Genomic DNA, 11,901 nt, shown 5'->3' with positions numbered 1-11,901 from the left:
TTCAAAATAAGCGTGCAATTTATTTTGCACGCTTATTTTAGCCAATTTCGATGTCTTCCTTTAAGAAAGTAGTCTGAATTTTTTTTGCAAAAGCAACGGCGTGTTCTCCATCGCCGTGTAAGCAGATTGTGTCAGCCTGAATAGGGACAATTTCTCCTGTAACAGACGTAACATGCTTCTCTTTCACCATTTGTATGGTTTGAAGGATCGCTTGCTTTTCGTCTTTAATTAATGCATTGCTTTCTGTCCGTGGTGTTAATGTTCCATCTGGTTGATATGTGCGATCCGCAAAAACTTCTTGTAAAACGGTTAATCCATATTTCTTACCGGCAGAAACTAATTCGCTGTTAGCTAGTCCATAAAGTATAAGCGTAGAATCAAAATGATGGACGGCTTTTGCAACAGCATCAGCAAGAAGCGGATTGACTGCACACATATTATAAAGTGCACCATGAGGCTTTACATGGTTGAGTTTGGCACCTTTGGCAATGACAAAAGAATGTAGGGCACCAATCTGATAAAGAACAATGGCAAACACTTCATCAGGAGTAAGATTCATATTCCTTCTACCAAAGCCCATTAAATCGGGGAATCCGGGATGAGCACCAATCTTGACACCGTTTTGAAAAGCTAAATCCACTGTTTTTTGCATGATATAGGGATCTCCAGAATGAAAACCACATGCAATATTTGCAGAGGAAATATATTTCATCATTTCACTATCATGACCTACTTGGAAAACACCAAAACTTTCACCTAAATCACAATTCAAATCAACCTTTAACACTTATTTATGCACTCCTTCCATATATTCAAAATGATTTTTCGTAATGCTTTCAGCTCTTTCTCACGCTCGTATGCAAGCGCTTGAGCTTGCTTCATGGAAATTTCTGAAAATGAAACAGAATCACCAGGCTTAAGCTGAGCCAGTCGGGGGAGATCACAAGCTATAATTTGAGCGATTTTAGGATATCCCCCAGTCGGTTGTCTGTCTGCCATTAAGATGATTGGTTTACCGTTTGCTGGTACTTGAACTGAACCAAAAGTGACACCTTCTGTTAACATTTCTTGTTGATTAGTTAAAAGTAGCTCAGGTCCATTAAAACGATATCCAATACGATTAGCATCCTTTGATAAAATATAGGTTGATGTCGTAAAATTTCTTTTGCTTTCTTCTTTAAATAAATGGTATTGGCGACCTTTAATAAAGCGAATGGGATCCTGATTAAATACTATTTGTTGATAGTAGGAAGACAATCGCCATTTATGTATCGGTACATTTCGGTAATCAAAAGACTTTATGGTAAGAATGGCATTCCTCGTTAAAGGACCGCCATTTAACCCACCAAACTTTGCGGTAAGATGAGTACTTCTACTACCAAGCAGCTTAGGAACATGAATTCCACCTTTAAAAGCGACATAACTTCGGCAGCCAGATTGAATCGTGCCGAATGTTAATTTATCACCACTTTTAACAAAAATCGGTCGATGCATTTGGATCGGTATTTGGTTAATCATTGGGGATATATGAGCTCCGGTAATGGCGATAAAAGTATCGATGGTGAAAACAAGGGTAGGACCAATCAAAGTCACCTCTAAAACAGCTTCTCCATCATCATTGCCAACAAGAATATTCGCGAGTCTCATGGAAAGGGTATCCATTGCCCCAGAAACCATAATACCATCTCGTTGATAGCCACTTCTTCCTAGGTCTTGAACAGTAGTCAATAGTCCTGGCTTTTCAATGATTACTCCCACAGCGTATCCTCCCATTGCGTAAATTCCTTTTGTGAAATTGGGTAAAATTTGATTTGATCACCTGCTTTTATAAGGGTAGGGGGATGATGCTGAACATTAAATAATCTGACAGGCGTCCGTCCAATAATCTGCCAACCTCCAGGGGATGTAATTGGATATATTCCTGTCTGATTTCCAGCAATCCCAACGGACCCTTGTTCCACTTGTAACCGTGGACTTGTTTTTCTAGGAAAATGGAGTTTCTCATCAAGGCCAGTTAAAAAAGGAAAACCAGGTGAAAATCCAATAAAAACAACATCATAAATCATCGTTGTATGCATTTGTATCATTTCTTCAGAAGTGAGTCCTTTACTGATGGCTAACTCTTCTAAATCTGGTGCGAATTTAGCTTCATAGCACACTGGAAGTTCAAAATATCGTTTTTTGACGTATGAAATTTGATCATGTGTATGTAAAATTTGTTCAATTTGTTTTTTGACTATTTCGTAGGGAGAATAGTCATTCATTACATATGGGTCATAATAAATAGTTAATGTATTATAGGCTGGTACAAGTTCACGAAACCCTAGAAATGGTTTAGACTGAATCTTATTCATCGCTTTCTGAACATCGTGAATTTGTGCTTTTAAATTTTGATTTTTTGTCCCAAACTGTATGATGATTGAATCTTCACTTAATGGAAAAACCATGTATTGCAATTTAATGTCACCACCTGAAAATAATCCTACTTTAAAGATAACAAAAAAACATCGAAAATACTTACATTTATTTTCATGTAATCTTTGATTAAAATAATGATAGTTCATTATGGAATTGGTGAGGCGAAAAAATGTTTATTGAAATGACTGTAGAACAATTTTTAAAAGAAGATCGTGCAATTGCCGTGGATGTTCGTTCACCTATAGAATTTCATGAAGGTTCGATTCCTGGGGCAATTAATTTACCATTGTTTTCTAACGAAGAAAGAGCAGAAATAGGAACAATTTATAAACACAATGGGGAGGAAGCAGCTAAGTGGAGAGCTATGCAAATCGTTTCTCCTAAAATTCCATACTTGATGGAGTCTATAAAGAAGTTAGGTGAAAATGATCAAGTTCCTGTCATTCACTGTTGGCGTGGGGGAATGAGAAGTAAGGCGGTTTGTACTTTTTTGGAATTTTCAGGTATCCCTTCTATCAAATTAGCAGGAGGATATAAAAATTACCGTCAATATATTTTAGATAAGGTACAAGAGTATTTTCCAGAGAAAGCTATTGTCATTCATGGGAAAACAGGGGTAGGTAAAACAGAAATTCTCCATCAATTAAAAGCCAAAGGTTATCCCGTATTAGATTTAGAAGCCATCGCAGGACATCGTGGATCCATATTTGGTTCGATCGGATTAGGGAAAGGGAATAACCAAAAGAATTTTGATGCCTTGCTATTTTTAGAAATATCTAAGTTTAAAAAGGCTCCTTTTTTTCTAATGGAAGCTGAAAGTAAGCGGATTGGTCGAGTGGTCCAGCCTCAAGTACTTTTGAATAAGAAAGAAAGTGGTTTTCATTTACTTTTAGAAACATCGATTCCTAATAGGGTCAATCATATTATGAATGAATATGTTGAACCATTTTATAAATTTCCGTGGTTTAAAGAACAAGTTCAGAAGGGTATTGAAAAAATCACCAAAAGACTCCATGTAAATAGTCAAAAGGATATTCAACAATGCTTATTTGCTGAAGATTGGTTCACTCTTATTCAGAAATTATTAGAGGATTATTATGATCCGAGATACGATTATAAACGATCGGATTATAAAGGTGAATTTATTAACTTGAAATTTGAATCTATCGACAAAGCAGTAGAAGAAATTGAAAAATATTTATTACATATTGAAAATTCGATAAAAATATTTTAAATAGAAAAACCGCTGTTGAAAACAGCGGTTTATTACATTTACTTTCGCTTTTTAATCGGCTTTAATCCTCTTCTTCGAATCTCATCTTTTAAAACTATTATCCATTCTTTTTCCTTACCCGACTTTAATGCATCTCGATACGAAAACACCAATTGCTCGTTACTTAAAATTTTCACTTGCAAACCTCCTCGGATAGGATTGAATATTCAGTTTTTTCTATTGTAATCCTTTTATCCATGTTTGAGAACCCCTAATTTGTATATACCTAAAAGATTTTTCAAGGACAATTATAATTATCGAATATTGAATATTCTGACATATACGTGTTACGATTAATAAATATAAAATAATGAATCAAATCGTTGGGAGGAAACACAATTGCCAAATTTACTTCATACGACCATTGGAAAATTACTCGAAGAAAAGGCGAAGCTTCATCCGAATCATGAAGCTGTTGTTTATGCCGATCGAAATTTACGAATGACATATCTTGAATTTGATCATTACTGCCGAAAAATAGCCAAAGGCCTAATGAATCTTGGAATTGAGAAAGGTGAAAATATTGCTATCTGGGCATCTAACACACCAGAATGGCTAGCCTGCCAATTTGCTACTGGTAAAATGGGTGGAGTTTTAGTAACGGTTAATACAAATTATCGAAAGTCAGAATTAGAATATTTATTAAAGCAATCAGATTCAAATACGATTATTTTAATGGACCAATTTAAAGATACTTCATACATAGACATGCTGTATCAGATTGTGCCAGAATTAAAAAATTCAACACCTGGCAAACTGAAAAGTTCAAAACTGCCATTTTTAAAAAATGTCATAGTTTTAGGCAATCATTCTTATCCAGGTACGTTCAATTGGGATGATATCGTCAGAGTGGGTGAGAAATACCTTGATGAAAAATTGGATCAAAGAATGGCTTTACTCGATCCACACGATTGTATTAATATGCAATATACTTCAGGGACTACAGGTTTCCCGAAAGGGGTTATGTTGACCCATTCTAATATTATTAACAATGGCTTTAATATTGCCAATTGTATGAAATTAACAGTTGAAGATCGACTTTGTATTCCTGTGCCATTTTTTCATTGTTTTGGCTGTGTTCTAGGAACTATGGCATGTGTTTCAGTTGGTGCAACAATGGTTCCAGTTCAAGAATTCAATTCAAAGAAAGTATTACAAGTCGTTCAAGATGAAAGATGTACAGGATTACACGGGGTACCAACCATGTTCATCGCTGAATTAAATGATCCAGAATTCGACTCCTATGATCTATCCTCTTTACGTACTGGCATTATGGCTGGATCAAATTGTCCGATTGAAGTAATGAAGGCGGTGATTGAAAAAATGGGTGCAAGAGAAATAACAATCGCCTATGGACAAACGGAAGCATCCCCCGTCATTACTCAAACACGGACAGATGATCCAATTGAGATAAGAGTTGAAACGGTCGGACGCGCTCTACCAAATGTCGAAGTGAAAATTGTTCAGCCAGGTACTACTCATGAAGTAGCTAGAGGGGTTCAAGGTGAATTATGTACACGGGGTTATCATGTCATGAAAGGGTATTACAAGAATCCAGAAGCTACATTGGAAGCAATTGATGAAGACGGCTGGTTACATACGGGTGATTTAGCCGTTATGGATGAAAACGGATATTGTAAAATCACAGGCCGTCTAAAGGATATGATCATTCGTGGAGGTGAAAATATATACCCAAGAGAAATCGAAGAATTCCTATATCAGCATCCAAAAGTATTAGATGTTCAAGTTGTTGGCGTTCCTGATGAAGTTTATGGTGAAGAAGTGATGGCATGGATAATTTTAAAAGAGGGACAACATGCCACAAGTGAAGAAATAAGAGAATACTGTCAAGGAAAGATATCTAAACATAAAATTCCACGATATTTTCATTTTACAAGTCAGTTTCCAATGACAGCATCAGGTAAAATACAAAAGTTCCGTTTACGGGAAGATGCTTTGGAATTACTTCATTCAATGAAACCTCAGTCTTAAGTAGGAAAATTTTAACACCAAAGGTAGGAGTTACAATCATCCTCTTTGCCAATGTTTTCATTTTGTATTTTTCATATGATTAGAGTACAAATAAGAAAACATTTTAAAGGAGCGATTCGAATGTATGATCATTTCTATGTGATAGAAGAATTACAAAAACAAAGAGAACGCGAATTAATGAAATTAGTCGCTGAAACGAAGATGATAAATAATAGACCTTTCATCTGTTATGTACCAATATTAAAACAAAATAATCAGTGTAATTGTTATTAAGAGGCAGATTATTCTGTCTCTTTTTTTCTGGAAAAATGTTATTCTAGAGAAAAAGAGGAGTAGTGAGCATGGTTAAACAATTCGTATTTGTATATGGTACACTTCGGAAACATGAAAGAAATCATTTTTTACTAAAAGGTGCAATCCGTATTTCTGAACAAGCTTGGACCAATGGTGAATTATTTGATACAGGTAGAGGGTATCCAATGATGAGGCCTTCAGAAGATCAAAAGGTTTATGGTGAATTGTATGAAATAAACGGGGATCAATTAGAGAAACTTGACGAATTGGAAGATTATCAGGTTGGTAGAACGAATAATCTTTATGATCGAGTCGTTCAAATGATAAGAACGGATATTGGAGATTTTGAGGCCTTTGTTTACCTTTCGGAAGCAGAAAATGAAATTCGAATCCCTAACGGAGATTGGAAAGTCTATCAATTAACAGTGCAAAAACCTGAAACGGTTTATTATTATGCCTATGGTTCTTGTATGGATATGGACCGTTTTCAAAAGGCGAAAGTGGATCAATATTTCGAGAAAGTGGTTGGGGCAGCTACATTGGAAAATTATTCAATGAAGTATTTATTTACTTCAGCTGATGGTGGTCGTGCTGATATTATCGAAGATGGTGGTCTTACGGAAGGAATTCTTTATGAGACACCATATGATGCCGTCGAATATTTGTTTCATCGAGAAGGCTATCACACAGGTTGGTATAGAGCAACATTTGTAGATGTTCTTGTGGATGGAAGGGTCTACCAGGATGCGCTGACCTTCCATGTGTATGATAAAAAAGAAGAAATCGCTCCACCAGAACATTATGCAGTGGAAATATTAAGAGGTAGTAAGAATCGAGTAAGTGCTGGTTACTATAAAAAACTAGTTAAACAATTAAAAGATTTGAATACGCCTTTTGATTTAAGCGATTGGGAATAACCTCATTCTAAAGACCGAGAACAAGTTCAACCGTGCTAATGATTTTTTCAGTTTCGATAAGATTTATCATTAGAATAAAGATAAAGAAAGGAATGAAAAAATGATGAATGTGAACTTGTTTGAGGCACATTTAGGTACGAATAATTTAGAAAAGGCGATTCAATTTTATGAAAATTTAGGCTTAACTCTTGTGTACAAATTAGAAGAAAGAAGAGTAGCCTTTTTCCAATTTAATAAGGATAAGAAAATTGGCCAAATGTTAGGGATATGGGAAAAGAAAGAACCAATAATGCGTAATCACATTGCGTTTGGAGTTACATATGAAGAAATAATTAATGCGATTGATTGGTTGAAAGAAAAGGGAATTGAAGCGAGTGAGTCATTTGGCTTAGCACCTACTGAACCTGTTGTTCACTCATGGATGCCAGCTGCTTCTGTTTATTTTCCAGACCCAGATGGAAACTCATTAGAATTTATCACTGTGTTGGACGGAGAATCGAAACCTGAGCTTGGTGTCATTTATTTAAGTGAATGGCATTCGAAAAATAATATTGCGCATAGGTAATAGCATTCATTATACTAGGATAAAGAAGAAAGAGAAGGAGTGTCATCCATGTTACATCAAATATGGCAAAACAAAGAAACGGTTAAAAAGGTAAAATGCGTCCATACGGATGCAAAGAAATATATTGTTAACCATGCTTTAACAGTTGGTAAAGAATATGAAGTGAAAAACGAAACAGAGGAATTCTACTTTATAATCGATAACTCTGGTAAGGTAGGAGGCTTTTATAAGGAGTACTTCCAAGAAGGATAATGAAGTTTAACTAAAATTGACTAAGTCAGTATGCAAACACTTGCGTACTGATTTTTTTTGCTTAAAAGGTTGTATTTTCAAAAGAAACGAATATAATTAAACTGTACTAAGATATATAATACAGTTAATACACGTATAACAGTTATTTTGAGGGGAGGTTATTCGGTGTTTGATTTAGATGTGAGAAGTCGGATTCCCATTTATGAACAGCTTGTTGAAAAATTGAAGGAACTTATTATACATGAAGTGTTTAAGGTAGATGAACAATTACCTTCTGTAAGGACTTTATCGAAAGATTTAACGATTAATCCCAATACAATCCAGAAGGCATATCGAGAGCTTGAGTTACAAGGGTATATTTATTCGGTTCCAGGTAAGGGCAGTTTTGTCGCACCAACATTAAAAATGACAAATGAAAAGGTGGAGAAAATGAAGGAAGCTTTAGCAAAGCTCATATCGGAGGCATTATTTTTAGGAATTAAAAAGGAAGATATTGTTTCCTTACTTGACCAAGCTGTGGAAAGTATTAAAGGTGGTGAAAACCATGATTAAAGTAAGTGCTTTACATAAAAAATTTGAAGATATTGATGCTCTGAAAAATATTAATTTTCAAGTAAAAAAAGGGTCTATCTATGGTTTACTTGGAACAAATGGTGCTGGAAAAACAACGTTATTAAAAATTATTGCAGGGATATATAAAGAAGATAGTGGAGAAGTCAATATTGACGGGGAGCAAGTTTTTGAAAATATTTCATTAAAAAATCGAATCATTTATTTACCCGATTCACTTTACTTCTTCTCGCAATCAACCATTCGTCAAATGGCACATTTTTATCAATCGACTTACTCTAATTGGAATCAAGATCGTTTTGAATTATTGAAAGCTTCATTTCCAATCAACATCGATAAAAAAATTCATCGCCTTTCTAAGGGGATGCAGCGTCAAGTAGCATTTTGGTTAGCTTTTTGTGCAATGCCGGATATTATGATTCTTGATGAACCTTTAGATGGACTCGATGCTGTAATGCGTCAAAAAATAAAAAATTTACTTATTCAAGATGTGGCAGAACGAGAGATGACGATATTAATATCTTCCCATAATTTGAGAGAAGTAGAAGATCTTTGTGACCATATTGGCATTCTCCATAATGGCAAATTAGTTATTGAAAAAGAGTTAGATGAGTTGAAATCAGACATTCATAAAATTCAAGTGGCCTTCTCAAATCCAGTACATGCTTCCTTCCTAAAAGATTTTCAAATATTACACCGGGAAAGCAGAGGAAGTGTATCAATTTGGATTGTAAAAGGGGATCGAAATCAAATAGATACCTATGTTCGTAATCAGAAACCAGTAATCTTTGATTTATTGCCACTAACATTAGAAGAAATATTCATTTACGAAATGGGGGATATGGGGTATGCCATTGAAAACATTGTCGTTTAATAAAGGACTAATGCAACAAAATATAAGGAGTCTTAGCTGGATTGGAGTCATTTATTTTCTAATTCTACTCTTTATTTTACCGCTGCAGTTTATTTTGTCGTATGACGCTGAGCAAAGCCAATTCCGTAATTATTATGAAGAAAATTTATTTTACATTATGGATCCTATACAAGCATTTCTCATGTTTATTGTCCCTGTCATCTTAGCGATGGTGTTATTCCGTTATTTGCATATGAAAGGATCAGCTGATTTCTTCCACAGTTTACCTGTAAAACGTGAAGAGTTTTTTATCCAAAATGTATTATATGGAATGTTTATTTTGATCATTCCGGTTCTGATTACTGGGATAATATTAATTATGTTTTATGATGTAATCCATGTTTTCCCAACTATAACAGTTGGTGAGATCTTGAATTGGATAGGAATTACCATTCTTTTTAATCTTTTTGTTTTTTTTATAAGTGTATTTGTAGCCATGGTTACGGGAATATCAGCCGTACATGCTGTAATTACTTATATCCTATTCATTCTGCCTTTTGGGATATTTTCATTATCAGTCTTTAATCTTAAATATTTCTTTTTTGGCTATTCTTCTGAATATTATTTGAATGCAAATATTGAAAGACTTGTTCCTTTTGTAAGAGCAGTTGAACTTTCAAGACTGCCATTTACAGGCAAAGAAGCATGGGCTTATGGTGGAATAACGATATTATTGGCTATCTTTGCACTAGTCATATATAAATATCGAAAAATTGAATCAGCCCAACAACCAATTGCCTTTCGCAACTTACAGCCCATTTTTAAATATGGAGTGGCATTTTGTAGTTTACTTCTTGGTGGGTTTTATTTTGGAGGATCCAAAAACGAACTAGGATGGGCCTTATTTGGTATGGTAGTTGCTTCTCTAATTGGTTACTTGATAGCTGAAATGGTATTAGCAAAATCATGGAGAGTGTTCAGAAAGTGGAAGGGATATGTATTTTTCCTCACTTTTGTTGCTGTACTTGGGGTTTTATTCCAACTTACTGGTGCAAAGTTCGAACAAAAAGTGCCCGATTTAGCTAATGTCGATAGAGTTTACTTTGGGGATACAGTCTATTTTCTAAAAAACAAAGACAATCGAATCATTTATGATTATGATACAAATCAAACCTTTTTCCTTAAGAATCATAATAATTTAGTAAAAGTGCATGAATTACACAAAGAAATTATTAGTAAGAAAGAGCAATTAGAAGAAGCGCCTATTTATCAAACAAGGTCCGTCGTGATTGGATATGAAATGAAAAATGGTAAAATGCTTGTTCGTGATTATCGTATTCCAGTGGATATGTATAATGACTATATGAAAGAAATCGTTGTCACTGATGAATATAAGTATAATAACAATCCGCTTTTACACGTGAAGGATGTAAATGAAATAAAAAGAATTAGCTTCCATCCGAATGAATATATTCATAATTCTGTAGTTATAACGGATCAAACAAAAATATTCGAACTTGCGAGCATATTACAAGAAGAAATGTTAAATGAAGGTGCAGCTTCAATCCTAAATCCACAAGAATCATGGGCAGCAATGGAATTATTTATTTCACCTAAGAAGCAACTCCATTTGGATTGGAAAAAATCATATGAAAAAGTAGATAAATGGTTAAAAGAAAATGGACTGCAACAGCAAGCACGGATGACTGCTAGTGACATTTCTAAAATTATTGTCGATGTAAATGAGAATAATCAATATGATGTAAATAAGATGCCTTCTACAGAAGAATTACTGGATGAACTTGAGATGAAGCAGAACACACTTGTCATTACAGATCATAATAAAATCGAAGAATGCTTAAAAAAATCCAAATGGTATAATGAAGGTGATTATTTAGTTGGCATTTATTTTAAAGATGATAAACATAGACCAATGATCCAAAGTTTTTCTAAAAATAATTTACCTGAATTTGTCCGTGAACATTTTAAGTGAAAGCGTCATAGCTATCGGCCTATAGTGAATGATGTCTAAAACAACGGTTTGCAACCCAACCATATCGATAGAAAGCTGACTATTTAAGTCGGCTTTCTCTAGTTTTTAGAAAATTAATAAGATAGTTAAATAATAAATATGGTAAAATTAGTTTTATTTTATGGGAGAGCGATAGAGATGAAAATGTGGAGCGAAATTTTTGAGCTTATTGGGAATACTGTTAAATTAATACCAATGGAAGAATCTCACGTTTCTGATTTATGGGAAGCAGCGAAGCCTGAAGAAATTTGGGCATTTACGGCAGGGAAGATTAGGAGTTTGGGAACCGCTCGTAAAGTGGTGGAAAGCGCCATTGCTGATAGAGAACAAGGAATATCTTATCCGTTTGTCATCCAAGAGCAAGACACAAATCGTATGATTGGGAGTACAAGATTTTTGGATATTTCGCCAACACATAAAAGTGTTGAAATAGGTTGGACTTGGTATCATCCGAGTGTATGGCGGACCAGAGTAAATACAGAATGCAAATTTTTATTACTCCAACATGCTTTTGAAACATGGGATTTGAATCGGGTTCAGTTGAAGACAGACTTGCGTAATATTAGATCGCAAAAAGCGATTGAGCGGATTGGTGGAGTAAAAGAAGGTGTATTCCGCAAGGATCGTATCATAGATGATGGTTACATAAGGGATACTGTGTTTTATAGTATTTTAAAAGAAGAATGGCCAGAAGTTAAAGCTCAACTTTTGATAAAATTGCAAAAGTGATTCTGT

General features: G+C 34.7%; 14 protein-coding genes. 10 read left to right on the top strand and 4 right to left on the bottom strand.

The window, feature by feature from the left end:
- Positions 1–37: 37 nt before the first annotated feature.
- From ACFSO7_RS16985 to pxpB, 3 genes are read right to left on the bottom strand one after another with little or no spacing between them, the layout of a single operon-like run.
- Positions 38–787 (bottom strand): 5-oxoprolinase subunit PxpA, encoded by a 750-nt coding sequence (locus tag ACFSO7_RS16985; RefSeq protein ID WP_377878530.1) that lies wholly within the window; start codon positions 785–787, stop codon positions 38–40.
- Entirely contained in the window at positions 781–1,758 is a 978-nt protein-coding gene (locus tag ACFSO7_RS16980) for a 5-oxoprolinase subunit C family protein (RefSeq protein WP_377878529.1), read from the bottom strand. The genes ACFSO7_RS16985 and ACFSO7_RS16980 overlap by 7 nt, the downstream gene beginning before the upstream one ends.
- Positions 1,749–2,447, bottom strand: a complete 699-nt coding sequence (gene pxpB, locus ACFSO7_RS16975) for a 5-oxoprolinase subunit PxpB (RefSeq protein WP_377879457.1) — start codon at positions 2,445–2,447, stop codon at positions 1,749–1,751. The genes ACFSO7_RS16980 and pxpB overlap by 10 nt, the downstream gene beginning before the upstream one ends.
- Positions 2,448–2,587: 140 nt before the next feature.
- On the opposite strand from pxpB, the gene mnmH reads away from it, so the two are divergent.
- Positions 2,588–3,652, top strand: a complete 1,065-nt coding sequence (mnmH, locus tag ACFSO7_RS16970; protein WP_377878527.1) for a tRNA 2-selenouridine(34) synthase MnmH — start codon at positions 2,588–2,590, stop codon at positions 3,650–3,652.
- Positions 3,653–3,690: 38 nt separating this feature from the next.
- Here mnmH and sda read toward each other — a convergent pair whose 3' ends face one another.
- Positions 3,691–3,828, bottom strand: coding sequence for a sporulation histidine kinase inhibitor Sda (gene sda / locus ACFSO7_RS16965; RefSeq protein ID WP_377878526.1), 138 nt, complete (start codon positions 3,826–3,828; stop codon positions 3,691–3,693).
- A gap of 202 nt (positions 3,829–4,030) precedes the next feature.
- Here sda and ACFSO7_RS16960 point away from each other — a divergent pair, with 202 nt between their 5' ends.
- The 9 genes from ACFSO7_RS16960 to ACFSO7_RS16920 all read left to right on the top strand — a co-directional run bounded on the left by ACFSO7_RS16960 (position 4,031) and on the right by ACFSO7_RS16920 (position 11,895).
- A complete protein-coding gene (locus tag ACFSO7_RS16960) occupies positions 4,031–5,683 on the top strand; it encodes an AMP-binding protein (protein WP_377878525.1) in 1,653 nt (550 codons plus the stop codon).
- 120 nt (positions 5,684–5,803) lie between these two features.
- Positions 5,804–5,956 (top strand): hypothetical protein, encoded by a 153-nt coding sequence (locus ACFSO7_RS16955; RefSeq protein WP_377878524.1) that lies wholly within the window; start codon positions 5,804–5,806, stop codon positions 5,954–5,956.
- 68 nt (positions 5,957–6,024) lie between these two features.
- The gene (locus tag ACFSO7_RS16950; protein ID WP_377878523.1) at positions 6,025–6,894 is read left to right on the top strand and encodes a gamma-glutamylcyclotransferase family protein; all 870 of its coding nucleotides are present in this window, start codon (positions 6,025–6,027) and stop codon (positions 6,892–6,894) included.
- A 100-nt stretch (positions 6,895–6,994) separates the two neighbouring features.
- Complete coding sequence (locus ACFSO7_RS16945) at positions 6,995–7,459, top strand: VOC family protein (RefSeq protein ID WP_377878522.1); 465 nt, start codon at positions 6,995–6,997, stop codon at positions 7,457–7,459.
- A 48-nt stretch (positions 7,460–7,507) separates the two neighbouring features.
- The gene (locus ACFSO7_RS16940; RefSeq protein ID WP_377878520.1) at positions 7,508–7,711 is read left to right on the top strand and encodes a DUF6501 family protein; all 204 of its coding nucleotides are present in this window, start codon (positions 7,508–7,510) and stop codon (positions 7,709–7,711) included.
- Between the two features lie 165 nt (positions 7,712–7,876).
- Positions 7,877–8,263 (top strand): GntR family transcriptional regulator, encoded by a 387-nt coding sequence (locus ACFSO7_RS16935; protein ID WP_377878519.1) that lies wholly within the window; start codon positions 7,877–7,879, stop codon positions 8,261–8,263.
- Positions 8,256–9,155, top strand: a complete 900-nt coding sequence (locus ACFSO7_RS16930) for an ABC transporter ATP-binding protein (protein ID WP_377878518.1) — start codon at positions 8,256–8,258, stop codon at positions 9,153–9,155. Before ACFSO7_RS16935 ends, ACFSO7_RS16930 begins: the two co-directional genes overlap by 8 nt.
- Positions 9,130–11,127, top strand: a complete 1,998-nt coding sequence (locus ACFSO7_RS16925; protein ID WP_377878517.1) for a DUF6449 domain-containing protein — start codon at positions 9,130–9,132, stop codon at positions 11,125–11,127. The genes ACFSO7_RS16930 and ACFSO7_RS16925 overlap by 26 nt, the downstream gene beginning before the upstream one ends.
- Before the next feature lie 177 nt (positions 11,128–11,304).
- Positions 11,305–11,895 carry a GNAT family N-acetyltransferase gene (locus ACFSO7_RS16920; RefSeq protein WP_377878516.1) on the top strand — a complete coding sequence of 197 codons (591 nt, stop codon included), beginning with the start codon at positions 11,305–11,307 and terminating at the stop codon, positions 11,893–11,895.
- Positions 11,896–11,901: the final 6 nt, after the last annotated feature.

Source organism: Bacillus sp. CGMCC 1.16607, from assembly GCF_042683745.1.
Lineage (GTDB): Bacteria > Bacillota > Bacilli > Bacillales > Cytobacillaceae > Pseudoneobacillus.
This window is presented reverse-complemented; position numbering and strand designations above follow the sequence as displayed.